This window comes from Kluyvera georgiana ATCC 51603, from assembly GCF_001654985.1.
GTDB lineage: Bacteria > Pseudomonadota > Gammaproteobacteria > Enterobacterales > Enterobacteriaceae > Kluyvera > Kluyvera georgiana.
The window spans coordinates 62172-78137 of record NZ_LXEU01000085.1 but is presented as its reverse complement, the minus strand read 5'-3'; the positions used below and the strand labels follow the sequence as shown (position 1 = coordinate 78137).

Sequence of the window (15966 nt, the reverse complement as noted above, 5' to 3'; positions counted from 1 at the left end):
CTGGGGGCACAGCGCTTAGCGTGTCGCCCAACCTTGCTTGTGCAGATAGTCCAGAATAAAGGGACGGCTTTCTTTAATTAGCGTGCGGCGAATATGGTCACTCCAGGTATCACGGCGCGCGTTGGTGCTGCGTGACAGATAATACTGCGCCAGCTGCTCGTCGTACTGCGCCAGCACCTCATGGTCGAGCGGCTGGTAGTGGTTCTCATGCACCAACAGCGCGGCAGGTAGGCGCGGCTTGAGATCCGGATGGCTTGCCGGCCAGCCCAGGCACAGACCAAACAGCGGCAGCACGTGCTTAGGCAGCGCCAGCAGCTCGGTGACGGTTTCAATGTTATTACGCAGGCCGCCGATATACACGCCGCCCAGACCCAGCGATTCCGCCGCGGTCAGCGCGTTTTGCGCCATCAGCGCGGTATCCACCACGCCCAACAGCAGCTGCTCCGCCAGCCCCAGCTGCGCATCAGGGAAAATCTGCAGATGACGGTTAAAATCGGCGCAGAATACCCAGAATTCTGCCGCCTGCGCCACGTGCTGCTGCCCGCCGGTCAGGCCAACCAGCTGCTCGCGCATCGCTTTATCGGTAATGCGAATAATCGACGTACACTGCAAAAAGCTCGAGCTGGACGTTGCCTGGGCGCTGGCGATAATCGCCTGACGCTGGTCGTCGCGAATTGGTTCGTCGGTGAATTGACGAATGGAGCGATGGTTAAGCAATACCTCAATGGTCGGTGTCATCTTTGTCTTCCTTTTTTCGCGACTGGCCAGGATTCATCAGCTGCGGCGCTACGGCGCGGGCAATACCGAGGAACAGCACGCCAGCGGCAGGCAGCATCAGCGCAATTCCCACGAAGATCATCACCACCGCCGCCAGCGGGCTGGCAAACGGCGCGGGCAGCGTGACATACTGATTCAGCGACAGCCACGCCACCGCCAGTACAAACATGCCGATGGTCTCCAGAATTAAAACGCTTTTCGGTAGTGCTCCCAGCGAACGCATGCCTCTCCTCCTGTGAACCTGTCGCGTATTTTGATAGCCAATTTAGCTCGAGTATAACGGTAAGCGGGGGAAAATAATTAGCCAAACATAGCCTTGATGAATCAGAACAACAGGCAGAACCTTCTTTCCCCTGCTCGTCCGGCGCGGCATGATAAGCGCCATTCGCCGACAGGCACGTTAATGATTCCGCTCGTTTGAGGAGAGACACTATGTTTACCGTAATTTTTGGTCGTCCGGGCTGCCCTTATTGCGTTCGTGCAAAAGAGCTGGCGGAGAAACTGACTCAGGAGCGCGACGATTTTAACTACCGTTACGTGGATATTCACGCAGAAGGCATCAGCAAAGCCGATCTGGAAAAAACGGTAGGTAAACCGGTTGAAACCGTGCCGCAGATTTTTGTCGATCAGAAACACATCGGCGGCTGCACCGATTTTGAAGCGTGGGCGAAAGAGAATCTGGGCCTGTTTGCCTGATTCGCTTAACGAGACGTGACACAACGCCCGCCCTTAAAGCGGGCGTTTGTCTTCCCGGCGTTTGTCGTGCAGCAACGAACTGACGAACAGGTAGCACAGCGCGCCGAGCGCACACCAGAAGATAGCGCTGAACAGCCACGCCAGCTCTTGCCAGAAAGAACCGTGGTTCTCGAGAAACAGTCGCGTTAGCAACAGGCAAAACGGTGCCGCAAGGATTGCCCCGACCAGCGGCAACATCACCCGGCGACGTGGAGAGATAAAGCTGGACACCGCGCCTGGAATAATAAAAAACAGCAGGCCGAGTTCAGGATTTCCAGATGCGCGAAATGCGCCCTTGACGTGCAGGACAAGTGAAAAAAAGACCACAATAAAAAGTAAAAAGCAGCATATTATACCGACCCAACCGCGTTCAGTTTTCACACGCATCTCCTGAAAAATTCTCTATCAAACCCCATTCATCACCCTTACGGGCGCCCAGTCAGATAAAGTTTTTGGCTTTCCCTGCCAAAACACTTCGGTGCTAAAAGCGATTGTTGCTAGCCGTAGCTTTCAGGAACGATTAAACTACTGACCGCTATTTTCTGGTTATTTTTTGGGTACAGGATAGCATCAAGCCAACCATCGCCCTTGGTCAACAGTAGACCAAATAACCCTTTCTTTCAACACGTTACTGGTAAACGATAAGTTAGATTCCGTGAATATAAACGTCGCAGATTTGTTAAACGGGAATTACATCCTGTTATTATTCGTGGTATTAGCGCTGGGGCTTTGTCTTGGCAAATTACGGCTGGGCTCTATCCAACTTGGTAATTCCATTGGCGTTTTAGTCGTCTCCCTCTTATTAGGGCAGCAGCACTTTAGTATTAACACCGACGCGCTGAATTTGGGCTTTATGCTGTTTATTTTCTGCGTTGGTGTTGAAGCCGGACCCAACTTTTTTTCTATTTTCTTCCGCGACGGTAAAAATTATCTCATGCTGGGGTTAGTGATGGTCGGCAGCGCGCTGCTAATTGCGCTGGGCCTCGGTAAACTCTTTGGCTGGGATATCGGTCTGACCGCCGGTTTGCTTGCCGGCTCCATGACGTCTACCCCGGTTCTGGTGGGTGCAGGCGATACCCTGCGCCACTCCGGGATGGAGGCCACTCTGCTGGCGCAGGCGCAGGATCATCTGAGCCTCGGCTACGCCCTGACCTACCTGATTGGTCTGGTCAGCCTGATCGTCGCCGCCCGCTATATGCCGAAGTTCCAGCATCAGGATCTGCAAACCAGCGCCCAGCAGATCGCCCGCGAGCGCGGTCTGGACACCGACACCAATCGTAAAGTCTATCTGCCGGTGATCCGCGCCTACCGCGTGGGGCCAGAGCTGGTTGCATGGGCCGATGGCAAGAACCTGCGAGAACTGGGCATCTATCGCCAGACCGGCTGCTATATCGAACGTATCCGCCGCAACGGCATTCTGGCGAACCCGGACGGCGACGCCGTCCTGCAAATGGGTGATGAGATTTCGCTGGTGGGCTACCCGGATGCCCATGCGCGTCTGGACCCGAGCTTCCGCAACGGTAAAGAGGTGTTCGACCGCGATCTGCTGGACATGCGCATCGTTACCGAAGAGATCGTGGTGAAAAACCATAATGTGGTGGGCCGCCGTCTGGCGCAGCTGAAGCTGACCGACCACGGCTGCTTCCTCAACCGCGTCATCCGCAGCCAGATTGAAATGCCGATCGACGATAACATCGTCCTCAACAAAGGTGATGTGTTGCAGGTGAGCGGCGACGCGCGCCGCGTGAAAACCGTCGCCGATCGTATCGGCTTCGTTTCCATCCACAGCCAGGTGACCGACCTGCTGGCCTTCTGCGCCTTCTTTATCGTTGGACTGATGATCGGCATGATCACCTTCCAGTTCAGCAACTTTAGTTTCGGCGTCGGCAACGCTGCCGGATTGCTGTTTGCGGGCATCATGCTTGGCTTCCTGCGTGCTAACCACCCCACCTTCGGCTATATCCCACAGGGCGCGCTGAACATGGTGAAAGAGTTTGGTCTGATGGTGTTTATGGCGGGCGTCGGCTTAAGCGCTGGCGGCGGCATTGGCAACAGCCTCGGCGTGGTTGGCGGCCAGATGCTGGTCGCGGGTTTGTTCGTTAGCCTGGTTCCGGTGGTTATCTGCTTCCTGTTCGGTGCTTACGTCCTGCGTATGAACCGCGCGCTGCTGTTCGGCGCCATCATGGGGGCACGTACCTGTGCGCCAGCAATGGAAATCATCAGCGACACCGCACGCAGCAATATTCCGGCGCTGGGTTATGCGGGCACGTATGCGATCGCAAACGTGCTGTTAACCCTTGCCGGTACGATCATTATCATCATCTGGCCAGGGCTAGGCGGCTAGACCTGACAGGGGAAAACAAAGAAAAGAAAATTTTTTTGCGCAACGCAGAACTTTTCCTCAGGGTGCGAGTCTTAATTAGTGCCACTGCTTTTCTTTGATGTCCCCATTTTGTGGAGCCCATCAACCCCGCCATCTTTGGTTCAAGGTTGATGGGTTTTTTGTTGCCTGAAATAAAATCCATATATAATCAATAGGTTACACATCACCAAAATGCCACTTGGCGACAAAGTGGCGACATATATTTTGGCATCACCATCTAAAGGCATCCCATTGCCTGAAGTGCTCCGTATTAGCATGGCAGAAACCATCAAGATCAGGAAATAACGTGACAGCTCTAATGTCGAAAGTGCCCTCTAAGGAATTCAAAAATTTTTGTTTAAGATCCGCAGTGATGGCTATCGGAAGATAAGCTCCTTCTCTTTGGTCAAAATCTAAACTCCCCATTTTATGATCGCTTACTACGCTGTACATGAACTGTGCACTTTGTGCCGCGATTCTTTTCGTAACAGCAGGTGGCTCCCACGTAGTAGCACCCTCGTTACTTTCACCGTCTATAAAAATTTTGTCGTAGTCCCGTTCCTCCGCTTCTCCCTCCTGCCCGCCGATAAAATCTGTGTGGATACCAAATAAAAGACCTGTTTTGCCTTTTTCCGAGTTGCATGCAAACCATAGAGCAACCAGAATATTCCTTGAAAAGTCGATTAAGCGAGTGGCAGCACCATGATGCTGGAGCTTTGCCAGAACCTCAAAATCGGCCAATCTCCTGCCATCCTCATATCCATAACCTCTGTGACGCGCCCTTTTTAATAAATCCATTTCATAGTCACGCATCTTCCTTTCAGTGACCTTACGGCGACCTAAATTCAGCCTGCGATAAGCGGCACTATGAATTGGCCAGTCAATATCTCCCTGCCCCCGCCATATATGAATAACCGACATTCGAGAGGAAACCCCTTCGGCTATTTTGATAAGTTCTGCCACGTTCGAAGGTGCCTTAACCCTTCCAAATAATTTAGTTTCAATGATTTCCACCGATGCTCCCTCATTAATCTTTTCCATTGATGATACATAAAATGGTAACTAACTAAAAAACGGTTTAAACCAATACTTTTTTCAGTTTCTGAAAATCAGGTGAATGCTCTGCAGCCTGCGCCCTCACTGAGTTCGCGGGTTTTTCTTTCTCCAGCCGCCAGACGCTTTTTGATCTTCTCAAACGCACGTAAAATATATTTTTCCCTTAAATTTCATTGAGTTGATTTTTTACTTAGATCCTCCGCAGATCCTTCAAACTGAAAATTACTGAAATTCTTTTCAATCTTTTCAGTTTCCAATCTCAGCAAAGCCGCCAGCACTGGCGCGGGCTGGCGATATGTTTTGAAGAAAAATCCCACTGAAAAATTTTTACGATCCAAAAACCGCAGGCGGGTGCGGTGTAGCGCCGTTTTCGTCGTGGAAAGATTTATTTTGTCACGCTCAGGCGCAGCCAGCGCTGCGCGGTGCGCATGATCTATTTCAGGTATCCCGTTGCGTTGTTTTGGCTTGTGAGTGCGGCAGGTTGCGTTCTGTGGGCTGTATGGCGGGCATAAAAAAACCCGCATTACGCGGGCTTTCATTTACGGCGTGAACTACTGGCCAATGACTGGCGCATACTTGCCGTTAAGCTGTTCAGCCTTCTGACTGGCTGCACGTATAGCGCTGGCGTTCTCCGGCGCGCCTGTATTGCTGTGGGTATGGCTGGCCGTTTGTTCTGCCAGCTGCGCCACGACATCCAGAGTATCAAGCATCAGTTGGGCGATGTTCACACTGCCGGAACCAATCCAGACCACAGGCGCAATAATCTGCTGCTGCACTGCCGCCACGCTTTTGCGAATTTCCCCAATCTGCTCTGTCAGACTGCCGGCAACATTCACAGCCTGATCGCCAGCAATCTTCATTTCAGCATTGCCGCTGACATTGGCCAGCCAGTTTCCCTTCACCGCCTGGCTGTAATTGCCGGTACTGATTTGCACAATAGCACCAGCCATCAACGTGGCAGCGCCCAGAACCGTGGTCTTGTCCGTCGCCTTAATTGTGGTGTCACGGCTTACCAGCTCGCGCGATTCTGTATCGGCTTTGATATTCCTGGCCATTGACGTTTCACTGATCGACTGGTCAGTCTGGCGCACCCAATCCCCCGACTGTGTGACGCGCTGCGATACTTCCGCACGCTGCTGCTGCAGCTGCTCCCCCGGTTTCACATCCGGCAGGCTGTTCCCTTCCGGCATGGTCTGGCGGATAAACGGCTTATCTGCCCGGCCTCCGGTAAATCCCACTTCAACCAGCGTCCCTTCTGGCGGAAACTGAAACATCCCCGAATCATTCCCGGCCATCGGCACTGGCAGCGGCACGGCGTTATAAACGGGCGTCTGCTTATCCGGGTTGCCGTCTGCGTCAAGCAGCTGCACGTTTACCGCATAGCGCGGGCGGAACGGATCGGCAAAATTACCACTGCTTACCGCTTCCGTTGGTGCCAGCACCCTGGCGAATTTCGGCAGGTGCAGACCTGCAGCCAGCTCCGGGTACTGGCTTTCAACCTGGCGCTGCAGCGGGCTTTTTTGCAGCGGTTCCCCCGTGGCTTTGTTGCGCGGCGTCCAGGTAACATCCATCGTGTCGTTATTCAACTGGATACGCGTCACGCGCTCGCCGTTCATTTCCACGCCCGGCCGCAGACTCTGAACAACCGGCAGTGTCATGGTATTGCCACCGGCCGCGCCCTGGCTGAACTCTGCCGGAATATCCACGGCTTTACCGGCGAATAATGACAGTTCCGCACCGCCAACATATAAACCGCCATCCGGCAGCTGATACCAGATGTAATCCGTGATACCAAAGGCTTTGCCAAGATTGCTTAAAAGCTGGTAGCCGCTGCCACTATGGGTGAAATGCGGGATCGGTTTATCTGAATATTCCGCATCCGGCACAGTTACCGTAATGCCGCTGTTCTCTTCCAGCCAGCTGGCCACTTTGCGCAGCGTCGGATGCTGAAACGAACATGGCCACGACTTTTCAAAGACGCCGACCAGCTCACGAACAAACAGACGTTGAAAGCCGTTTTCTGCCGGTTGCGAGCGCTCAACATAGCCGGTGAACCAGCGCAGGATCAGATCGGTGTAACCCACGTCGAGGCGCACCAGCCTGCCGGTATAGTCCTGGGTAGTCTGTGCCGTAATGAACCCACGGCCGCAGCTGTTCAGCTCCAGCACCAGTTTTGCATCGGCAATATGAACTTCATCACTGGATAAATAGAGTCGTTTAACAGGTTTCATGCTTACCCCAGCGCATTATTGACCGGCTTAAGCACTTTGCGTTCAAACCACGTCATTTTCTCTTCATCTTCGGCGGCATCCTGCCCGCCCCCGGTTCCCGCCCCGCCTGCAGTCTGCTTTTTGGCAGTGGTTTTGCCGTCTGCCCTTGCCTCTCGCTTTTCCTGGACGCTGATATGTTCCGTTAGCGTAAACGTCACCAGCCAGGCCATTTTCCCATCCTGCTGGGGTGCATCGATCGTTCCCGTAAATGTTGCCTCACGGAAATTAACCGCCCGCGCCATTTCATGGGCTACGCGGTATTTCTGCCGCTGGCCGCTGCTGTCGGTAGCCGTTGCCAGTTCGAAAACACGCGAAAGCACGTCACGCGCTTTGAACGGGATTTCTCCCGATACGCGCAGTTCTTTGCCTTTGACGCCCTGCTCTGATTTCGTCGTGGCGCTGGTCTGGCCGGACTGGTCTTTATCCTGAAATTGCTGCGTAAGCGTGACACGCATATTTTTCAGCGGGATCGCTTCGCCATTAAGCGCCAGCGTTGTAATCGAGGTCATGAATCATTCCTTTTATCCCGTCGAGGTTATCCCCGACCAGCATCATGGCTGCAGTGTGAACGGCAGATGGCAGCGGAATATCTTTCACCAGCGCCAGCAGGCTTGTGGCCAGATCCCCGCTGGCCGTAAATACCCACGCCCTGGCTGATTTTGTTTTCAGGTCATCCAGACCGATGGCAATCTCCTGCATTAACCCGGTGCGCAGCTGCGCAAAATCATCAAGCTGCTTTTGCAGCGCATCCATATCAACCGGCAGCGCCGCATCTTCCTGGGCTTTCTTTACCGCTGCAGCGGCCAGCGCCGCCCGATTTGTTGGAACCGATAACGGCATGGCCACCGGCAGGCCACCATTTAACCCGGCCGGGATTTGCATTTTTTCGCTGGCCAGCTGCGCGGCGGATTGCGCCAGGCGCTTAACCTGCGTGAAAGCCGGTGCGGGAAATACATCAACCAGCTGGCTTAGGCTGTTCATAAAGCTGTCATGCGACTGGCTAGCCACCATCAGGATCACAACGTCAGAAGCGCCGCCGATACCGGCCGCTTTTTCAGCCAGGTAAGCCACGGCATTGGCTGGACTGAGATAAGCGCCGTTTTCCGTCTGCTGCCCCAGCCCATAAACCCACGGATGCGCCGGGATAATTGAGCAGTTAACCGCAGCCAGTGAATCGGAAAACGCCAGACGGGCTTCACGCCACATAGTCGCCAATCTCCGGCCAGGTGATATCCGGCGCTGAATCCGCAATAACCGCAGTCACCGCATCAATATAATCAAGCGTACCATTCACTTTTTTCTTTTCTTCATCGGTCAATACACGCTCCATTAATAGTTTTGTTTGTAAAACAGAAATGGATTGTTGCGCTGCATTAACTAAATATTGTTTTTGCGCTTCGGCAGCAGAAACGGCCGCTTCATGGGATGCCTTTTCATCCAGCACCCATTTTTTACCATTCCATACATAAAAATCACCTGGACGCGGAAGAGTTGTTGTATTCGCTGGTAGCGCACCCGGCTTATTTATATAAACAGGCTGGCCGGTTTCGGTGTCATAAACTGTCTGCCCTCGGTGGTCTTCCTGAATACTCCATTCTTTTTTATTTAAATCAAAAATGGCCACATTACCAGCTGGGCATTCTGGCGGTTCAATATCGGTAGAATTGGCAGGTAATCCCGTGAATGGTTGAATATAGGCATCACTTGCGCCAATAAATTCTTTTGTATCCGCGCGCAGATTAAACACTTTAATTAATTGCGCCGTAGCGCTCATTTTGAATGACATTATGCCAGCCTCACGATGTAGTTATATGCGATGTTTTTAACTGTGGTTTCCACGTTCCCGCTTTCATCAATAATGATTTCATGCCCGTGCGACCCAAGTTGCACAATGTGGGCATGACTGCCGATATACACAACGTGGGCATGCACGCCATCAACAGTCGTTGCCAGACCGCTAGTCCATACCCCTGTGCTACCCCCGGATACGTGATTGCTGTTTGACCTGGTCGTTGGGACACTGGCAGTTAATTTGTGGCTGTGCCCTTCGTCTTCCTCAGTGGTTTTCGACCCGTAATCAAACTCTTCCGTTAACTTTGTGCCCAGGTCGGTTTCTGCAATCGTTGCGCTGTGGCCATGTTTTTTGTTGCCGTCCTCTTCATAAGACAGCACTTCACGCCCATCCGGGCGACCCTTAATAGTCTGGCCGCGCATATCGGGGATAATGCCATCAGGGTAGGCAGCGCCCAGCAGTGGATATACCAGCGGATCAAACTCCTGCCCCCACATCAGCGCCCATTTTTTTGGCGGCGTATTGGTTGGCCAGGGCTGCGGGATACCCACCGGCAGCACATCATTGATATCCATCGCGGCCAGCTCACCCAGCCCCAAATCATCATTTAGCCCCTTTGGCCGCAGGTCGGTAATATTGCCTTCTGCGTCGATACTGGCCAGCGCGAATACGTAGTGATTCTGGCCGTCTTCCTCGTAATCGGTCAGTTCATTCGCAACGGTGATTTTACACTGAACACCCCAGACGCTGGTCAACGTTCCCGTCCAGCACACATCCAGCCAGACTTTGGCGGGCATCTGAACATCAATATTTGCATCACCCGGCAGATCGGCGCGCAGGCCAGCGACATACCCCGCTCCCTTATTGACATAAAACTGCCCATCACGCTGCGCAACCAGCCAGCCATCACCAAAAAACGCCGCATCGCCGTAAAGGTCGATATTTTCAATGCGCTGGCGGTCATCCATCGCGCCCAGGCGGGCAGTGAAATCAATCTGCCAGGTTTCCGCTGGCGTCGTGATGGCCGTCGCCGTTTTGGCACCGCTGTATTCCATCAGCATGGAACGCACCAACACGTTACCCTGCTGGCCTGCTGCATTCTGAATTTTGCGCTGCGTTGGCACATGAATCACCATGGCCAGCACACCCGATTCACGGTTAATCAGGCCAATCCAGTTAAAATCAAAATCGCCAATATCTGCGCCGATAGTCACCGAATAAGTCACCGCGTTATCATTAATAACGCCAAATTGACTTACATCCTGCCGATGCACAATTTTATCAACCGCTGGCAGTGTTTCATTCACATCAATAGGCTTGTCATAATCCAGCCCCGGAATATAAGCAAAAACAAACTCATCCAGCGTGACAGGGGTATTATTAATCGCCTGCTGCGCTTTCCAGTCCTGAAATGCTTTTGTGATAGCAACCTGTGACATAAAAACCCCTAAACTTTCGCGCTGTACACTTCGCTTGATTTATTATTCATATCGTTCAGGCTGGCGGGGTAACAAATATAATCCCCCTGATACCAGCCAACACCAATCTTTAACGCCTTTGTCGTAATAACTTCAAACCGATAGCGGCGGCAAGTGCGGCCATATTTGCGGATAATTTCCAGAAGCAGATCGCTATTGTCTGCAATCTGGCTATCCGTAACGCGGACAATAATGACATCCCAATCCTGCCCGTCCTGCCGTTCCCGCAGCTCAACCTTGCCAATGCCCAGCCGTTCAAATATCGCGATAAATCCAGCGACGGAACCGGCATCACTCGCATTAATAAAGGCGTAGGCCACGCGCTTGCGGAACAGCTCCAGCGGCTCACTATCAAACCGGTTAATATCACGGTCATAGGCCAGCAGGTTTAAAAGCGGTTCCGGGCAGACCAGTGGATCAAACTGATTAACCGGCCAGACAATCCAGCTGTACACCTCTGCCCAGAATCGACGCATGACGGCCAGCAGCTTGCCCGGCTCGCCTTTACTCATCCAGAACGGCAGCGCCATCCCGGCCATTTTTTTCAGAAAGTCAGTCATTGGCCAGCTCCACAGATAGTGAGGCAAGGCGCGGAACATCCAGCCCGCTGGTAATGTCTTTCAGCGAAAATTCAACGGAATCCGTCTGTGGAAACTGCCGGTGAATCTCGCGCCCCAGCTGCGAGAAAGAAAACCGCGAATATGGCCACGTTTTTTTCACGTCAAAATCCGTGTTTTCCCTGAATGCGCAACGGATCAGGTTTTCTACCCCCGTTTTTAGCGCTGCAGCGTCCTCCGCCGTCATGTTGCTAATGCTGGCCACATAAACCGTCACCGCCAGATCGTGACTGGTTTCCGGCATGGCAAAACACTGCAGGTCGTCACCGTGGCCATGATTGCCCTGCGCGTTGATATAGTCATTTACCGAGTCAATGAACGGCGCAGATGCTACGCCCGAATCTAGCAGCAGATAGGCATTGGCCGTTCCCGCCCCACGCGGGGCATCATGCTCAAAGAAAATGCGATCGATACTTAACGCAGTAACAGCGGCAATCATTGACCGGTAAACCGCGTCTGTGTGGTAATTCCCTACCAGGTTAAACTGATTGCGGCAGCGCTCGCGTAATTCGTCGTCGCTTTCCTCGTCTGCCCCCGGCTTTGTCAGCCAGTCTTCTTCACTCTCCACCTGGCTGATACCATCAACGGCCACCGGCAGAATGCGGTAATACCCCGGCGCTAAGTTATACGCGCCCCCGGTTTCCGTCGCCTGCACAGCGATCAGCGCGCTGGCCGTGCCAGCCGGGATCACGACATCGGCCACCGTGGCCAGCACGTACACTTTCCCGTTAATTCGCTCAGTCTGCACCAGCGTCCCGGCCTTGACCGTTGTCGCCGTTTTGGCATCAGACTTGATAAAACGGATCACACCCTCGGCCGCGCTGGCGGGCTTCGCTGTCACGTTCACCGCCCAGGCCAGCAGGCGCAGAAGCGCGCCGCCTGCCGTGGCAACAAACATATTTGTCAGCACTACCGCCACAAGGGCATCTTTCAGCCACATCACTGGCGCGGTCACAATCGCGGTAATCAGACGCCAGAAAGGCGACATGCGGGATGTATTCGTTACCATCCCTTCATCGGCCACGATGGCATTAAAGCGGGCTTTCACTTCATCTTCCGTCACCGGCATTCCGCTGGTTTTCAGAACCTCTTCAAAATCTACCTGCGGCTTTTCCGTCATAAATCCACCCGTGAAGAAATGCTGCCAAAATCGTAAGTGCTGGCCGTTACCCAAAGTCGCGCCTGGCTTTCTTCGCTAATCGCCGCCGTTCCCGGCACAATGCGTTCATCACTTTCAATCAGTAATTCCAGCTGTGTGAAAATATCCGCGCGCATCGTCGGGCTTCGTTCCGCAATTAATTGCGTAATCAGACCACTTTCCAGAATGGAATGAACAATATCCTGCCCAATGCTTTTGCGGTTATTGCATAATTCAGGTTCATTACCGGCATTAAGAACAAAATCACCGTTTTCAATAAGCAGATCGATATAAAGTAATTCACTCATTAATTCAGCTCCTGCCATTCCATTAATTGCCCCGGCGTCATTGCCTCTTTAGTATGGAAATGCACTTCTCCGATTTTTCGGCTGTTATCCGTCACCGCTTTTGAATTGCTGCTGATTGTTTTATTGATGCCACCCGGTTCAATGCCTTTCAAATCACCGCCCGTCGAAAGCGTATTAGTTAACGGCGAAGCGTTATCGCCTGCCGCTGAAATATTTACGTCGGGAATTTTATTCAGTTTTTCAACAATCCAGTTCCACGATTGCAGAAAACCGCCTTTAATGGTCTGCCAGACATTGTCGAATAAGGACACAATACCGCTGGCCATTCCGCTTAATGCCTGAACAGGTGAAAAGCCGGTCAGCATCGCAACAAAGTTATTCCAGCCATCAGTGATAAATTTCCAGGCAGTATCCCAATGCTTAACCAGCAGATAAACACCTGCCGCCAGCGCCGCGATGGCACCAATAACCAGCAGAATCGGCCAGCTCATGAAGTTGATTGCGGCACCGGTTAAAATAGCCTGCATTCGCACTGCAATCAGGATCCCGCGCATAGCTTTCATCGCGCTAGCCCAGGCCAGTTTTGCTTTTGTGTTAAGCCACGTCCAGGCGGTATCAATTTTCGTGACCGTTGTCAGCAGCTTCCAGATACCAGCCCACCCCAGCATGATGAACTTAGAAACACCGATAACGATATTGGTCATCGCCCCGACAGCAGCAAAGCCCAGCAATGCCATTGCCGCATACCCAATCACGCGCGCAATGTTGGGAAACATCTGCATCCAGCGGGCAAAGGTCTGCCCCATATCCGCCAGGCGGTTCAGCACTGGATACAGCACCGGGATCAGCGTCAGGCCAATGACGGTTTTAATCGCCTGCAGAATGGCCACAAAGCGATCCCACGGTTTAACCAGTTTTGCAGCCATTTCCTGGGTGCGTTTCAGGCCATCAGAGCCGCCCAGCTCCGTGATATTCCGCTGCAGCACGGCAACATTGCCGTAAAGATGCTTAATGACTGCAGAACTATCACCAAACGCGGCATCAAGTTCCGCCTGTGCTTTCAGGTTTCCTTCCAGGCTCTTGCCGTATTTACCCTGCAGCTTGATCAGCATTTCAGGCAGGGACAGCATTTTGCCGGTGGAGTCCGTGAACGACAGCCCCAGCTTTTTCGCGCCATCGAGCGCGCCAGTCATAAAGCCCTCGTATGCGCTGCTGGCTTCCGTTCCCAGCGTCCTGTTTAGCTGCCCCAGCACGGCCAGCTGTTCATCCAACCCGACGCCGTAGTTAGTACCCACGCCGCGCGCGCCTTCCATCAAATCTTTGATAGTGGACATTTCCGCGCCAAAGGTTTTGCGCATGTACACCATCTTGCCCGCCAGTTGTTCCGCAAACTGGACTTTGCCCAGGCGTTCCGCATCGGCGGAGAAGTTGCCAAACATTTGCCCCATAAACTCCGCCGTATCGGCGGCAGTCGATTTAAGAGCAAAGGCCAGGGTATTGGCGACTTTCGTCACTTTCGGCAGCTCCTGCCCCGTCAGGCCAGCGATCGACGCGTTTATACTTTCCGTGGACTGAACAAACGCTACCGCGCTGGCGCCGTAGGTCGTGCTGAATGCCAGGGCATCACGCTGCACCGTTTTCAGCGCACCATCATCAATGCCTTTTGCCGATGCATCGCTGATCGCATCAAACATTTCGATGGCAGGCGACAGCGCACCCTTAATGGCCATACCGACACCGACCAGCCCCAGCACACCACCGCCAATCTGCTTAAATGCCGCATTGGATTTTTCAGCAAAGCCCGTGACATTACCCTGCACCTGTTTTAAAGGACGCGATAATTTGTCAATCAGGCTTAATGTAAAATCTAACTGTTTCATACAGTACCTTTAAATGCGGTATTAATTCCGTTGGCTATGGCAATCGACATATTTTCCCAATAACGATTATCCAGCCAGATAGCGGCGGCAATATCATCAACGGAATCATCACCCTGCGGTAAATAATGGCGGCGTAAAATTAAATATTGTTCGAGTCCGTTACCTTCAATTCCACGAACCCGCTTACTTAGTTTTTTACTTCAATTTCCAGTTCAGGCGCATAAATCTCATTCACCTTCCCAGCAAGCTGAAGTGCAGCGCCCGGACGTTTTAAAATTTCCGCCAGCGCTTCTTTACTTTCTGGCGCAACAATACGATTAAGGTAGTTATGCGCAGGCGATACTTTGTTATCCATCGCCATTTCGTTAATAAATTTGTTGTAGGCGGTCTGGTTCGGTTCAAAAACAATATCCACACCACAAACTGCCAGTTTAATTTTTTCCATTTAATAAATTCTCTCGTAGATTAATTTCATCGACTAACTGGTTATGACGCGCAGCGCACTGCCCGTATATATCCAGATAAATAATTAACAGCTCTGCAGCGTCACGCCCCGTTGTACCAGTCAGGCGCAGCAGCTGTGTGGTGCACTTAGTTTTCAGGTTTTCCTGATAACGCACGTTCGGTACTGGCTGCGGCGTCGTTGTACATGCTGACAAACTCAGCAGACAAACAAACATTGGTAAATACCGGCTTAACCACTTCGGTGCGTATTTCACGCGGTGGCGCATTTTTCAAAGCCTCCAGCTGGTTTTCCAGTTTTCGCCCGGAATCGCTGGCCGCGTCCGCCAGCTGCTTGCCGGTGGCGGTGGCCGTCTTGCTAATGGCCAGATCGATACTGTCACGGTGCCAAGTGGCCACCTTCCAGCCACAGACAAACGCCAGCACGCAGAGGATTGCAGCGAGCACGGCCACACGGTTCATCAGCGCACCCCGTTATGTTCCAGGCTAAAGTGATTGCCGTCAGGGTTGGATTTAAAGCGCCCGCCCCAGCTGCCGCCGATTGACTCCCAGTATTCACCCAATGGCCGGTAATCCTCGGTGCGGGTCATATACTGGCCGTTAATGAACAGATTCAGGTCAATTGCCAGGCGCTTTGTGTGCAGGCTATTCGCAATGCCCGTTCCTTTCTTAGCATTGAGCGCCGCACATTCTGGCGTTCTTTGCGCCTCACCAAAGGTCACACGATATCCGCGTTCATCAGCCCAATGGATCAGATTGGCAACCATCACCGCAAATAACTGCTGTTTTTCACTTAACGTCATTTTCACCGCTCCCTTTCTTTCCTGCCGCCCTGCGGCGGAGATAAATTTCTACGGACTGATAACCGGCAATAGCCAGAATCGTACCTAAGCTGTTAACCGCTAAAGGGCTGGCATCGGGTATCTGAAACAGCACAGCGCCCGCGGCCGTCGAGACCAGACCACCCAGGATCAGGCGACCAAAGAACAAGCGCGGCGTAATAACGTCATCGCTGGTCAATAGTTTCCCGAGTGCGACCATCAGGCCGATAGCAATAAGGGTGTAAAGGCTCTTTTCATGTTCCTGCATCC

The 15966-nt window shown here is 52.7% G+C and carries 22 protein-coding genes; 2 read left to right on the top strand and 20 right to left on the bottom strand.

Features of this window, described 5'->3' with window-relative positions:
• Positions 1 to 15: 15 nt before the first annotated feature.
• Complete coding sequence (nfsA, locus tag M989_RS21280; RefSeq protein WP_064548646.1) at positions 16 to 738, bottom strand: oxygen-insensitive NADPH nitroreductase; 723 nt, start codon at positions 736 to 738, stop codon at positions 16 to 18.
• On the bottom strand, positions 722 to 1000 hold the full coding sequence (locus tag M989_RS21275) for a DUF1418 family protein (protein ID WP_064548644.1): 279 nt from the start codon (positions 998 to 1000) through the stop codon (positions 722 to 724). The genes nfsA and M989_RS21275 overlap by 17 nt, the downstream gene beginning before the upstream one ends.
• A 209-nt stretch (positions 1001 to 1209) precedes the next feature.
• On the opposite strand from M989_RS21275, the gene M989_RS21270 reads away from it, so the two are divergent.
• Positions 1210 to 1473, top strand: coding sequence for a GrxA family glutaredoxin (locus tag M989_RS21270; RefSeq protein WP_064548642.1), 264 nt, complete (start codon positions 1210 to 1212; stop codon positions 1471 to 1473).
• A gap of 33 nt (positions 1474 to 1506) precedes the next feature.
• On the opposite strand, the gene M989_RS21265 is transcribed toward M989_RS21270, so the two are convergent.
• Positions 1507 to 1893, bottom strand: a complete 387-nt coding sequence (locus M989_RS21265) for an inner membrane protein YbjM (protein WP_064548735.1) — start codon at positions 1891 to 1893, stop codon at positions 1507 to 1509.
• Positions 1894 to 2167: 274 nt separating this feature from the next.
• Here M989_RS21265 and M989_RS21260 point away from each other — a divergent pair, with 274 nt between their 5' ends.
• Positions 2168 to 3856, top strand: a complete 1689-nt coding sequence (locus M989_RS21260; RefSeq protein WP_064548639.1) for an aspartate:alanine antiporter — start codon at positions 2168 to 2170, stop codon at positions 3854 to 3856.
• Positions 3857 to 4105: 249 nt separating this feature from the next.
• On the opposite strand, the gene M989_RS21255 is transcribed toward M989_RS21260, so the two are convergent.
• The 17 genes from M989_RS21255 to M989_RS21185 all read right to left on the bottom strand — a co-directional run bounded on the left by M989_RS21255 (position 4106) and on the right by M989_RS21185 (position 15964).
• Positions 4106 to 4888 (bottom strand): FRG domain-containing protein, encoded by a 783-nt coding sequence (locus tag M989_RS21255; RefSeq protein WP_064548637.1) that lies wholly within the window; start codon positions 4886 to 4888, stop codon positions 4106 to 4108.
• Positions 4889 to 5100: 212 nt separating this feature from the next.
• On the bottom strand, positions 5101 to 5469 hold the full coding sequence (locus M989_RS26325; protein ID WP_245191279.1) for a hypothetical protein: 369 nt from the start codon (positions 5467 to 5469) through the stop codon (positions 5101 to 5103).
• A 12-nt stretch (positions 5470 to 5481) separates the two neighbouring features.
• Positions 5482 to 7161: a hypothetical protein gene (locus M989_RS21245; RefSeq protein ID WP_064548635.1), complete on the bottom strand. Its 1680-nt coding sequence runs from the start codon at positions 7159 to 7161 to the stop codon at positions 5482 to 5484.
• Positions 7162 to 7163: 2 nt separating this feature from the next.
• The gene (locus M989_RS21240; RefSeq protein WP_064548633.1) at positions 7164 to 7709 is read right to left on the bottom strand and encodes a baseplate complex protein; all 546 of its coding nucleotides are present in this window, start codon (positions 7707 to 7709) and stop codon (positions 7164 to 7166) included.
• Positions 7681 to 8406, bottom strand: coding sequence for a hypothetical protein (locus M989_RS21235; protein WP_064548631.1), 726 nt, complete (start codon positions 8404 to 8406; stop codon positions 7681 to 7683). The genes M989_RS21240 and M989_RS21235 overlap by 29 nt, the downstream gene beginning before the upstream one ends.
• Positions 8396 to 8986, bottom strand: coding sequence for a tail fiber assembly protein (locus M989_RS21230; RefSeq protein WP_064548629.1), 591 nt, complete (start codon positions 8984 to 8986; stop codon positions 8396 to 8398). Before M989_RS21230 ends, M989_RS21235 begins: the two co-directional genes overlap by 11 nt.
• Positions 8986 to 10431 carry a phage tail-collar fiber domain-containing protein gene (locus M989_RS21225; protein WP_064548627.1) on the bottom strand — a complete coding sequence of 482 codons (1446 nt, stop codon included), beginning with the start codon at positions 10429 to 10431 and terminating at the stop codon, positions 8986 to 8988. Before M989_RS21225 ends, M989_RS21230 begins: the two co-directional genes overlap by 1 nt.
• Positions 10432 to 10439: 8 nt before the next feature.
• Complete coding sequence (locus M989_RS21220; RefSeq protein WP_064548625.1) at positions 10440 to 11030, bottom strand: phage tail protein; 591 nt, start codon at positions 11028 to 11030, stop codon at positions 10440 to 10442.
• Complete coding sequence (locus tag M989_RS21215; protein WP_064548623.1) at positions 11023 to 12207, bottom strand: baseplate J/gp47 family protein; 1185 nt, start codon at positions 12205 to 12207, stop codon at positions 11023 to 11025. The genes M989_RS21220 and M989_RS21215 overlap by 8 nt, the downstream gene beginning before the upstream one ends.
• A complete protein-coding gene (locus tag M989_RS21210; protein WP_064548621.1) occupies positions 12204 to 12533 on the bottom strand; it encodes a DUF2590 family protein in 330 nt (109 codons plus the stop codon). The genes M989_RS21215 and M989_RS21210 overlap by 4 nt, the downstream gene beginning before the upstream one ends.
• Complete coding sequence (locus M989_RS21205; RefSeq protein ID WP_064548619.1) at positions 12533 to 14413, bottom strand: phage tail tape measure protein; 1881 nt, start codon at positions 14411 to 14413, stop codon at positions 12533 to 12535. The genes M989_RS21210 and M989_RS21205 overlap by 1 nt, the downstream gene beginning before the upstream one ends.
• Complete coding sequence (locus M989_RS26580) at positions 14410 to 14553, bottom strand: DUF6890 family protein (protein ID WP_425337870.1); 144 nt, start codon at positions 14551 to 14553, stop codon at positions 14410 to 14412. Before M989_RS26580 ends, M989_RS21205 begins: the two co-directional genes overlap by 4 nt.
• Positions 14554 to 14600: 47 nt before the next feature.
• Positions 14601 to 14858: a putative phage tail assembly chaperone gene (locus M989_RS21200; protein ID WP_064548617.1), complete on the bottom strand. Its 258-nt coding sequence runs from the start codon at positions 14856 to 14858 to the stop codon at positions 14601 to 14603.
• Positions 14845 to 15033 (bottom strand): hypothetical protein, encoded by a 189-nt coding sequence (locus M989_RS26320; RefSeq protein ID WP_074398840.1) that lies wholly within the window; start codon positions 15031 to 15033, stop codon positions 14845 to 14847. The genes M989_RS21200 and M989_RS26320 overlap by 14 nt, the downstream gene beginning before the upstream one ends.
• A complete protein-coding gene (locus tag M989_RS21195; RefSeq protein WP_064548615.1) occupies positions 15005 to 15337 on the bottom strand; it encodes a hypothetical protein in 333 nt (110 codons plus the stop codon). Before M989_RS21195 ends, M989_RS26320 begins: the two co-directional genes overlap by 29 nt.
• The gene (locus tag M989_RS21190) at positions 15337 to 15678 is read right to left on the bottom strand and encodes a M15 family metallopeptidase (protein ID WP_064548613.1); all 342 of its coding nucleotides are present in this window, start codon (positions 15676 to 15678) and stop codon (positions 15337 to 15339) included. Before M989_RS21190 ends, M989_RS21195 begins: the two co-directional genes overlap by 1 nt.
• Positions 15665 to 15964, bottom strand: coding sequence for a phage holin family protein (locus M989_RS21185; protein WP_064548611.1), 300 nt, complete (start codon positions 15962 to 15964; stop codon positions 15665 to 15667). The genes M989_RS21190 and M989_RS21185 overlap by 14 nt, the downstream gene beginning before the upstream one ends.
• Positions 15965 to 15966: the final 2 nt, after the last annotated feature.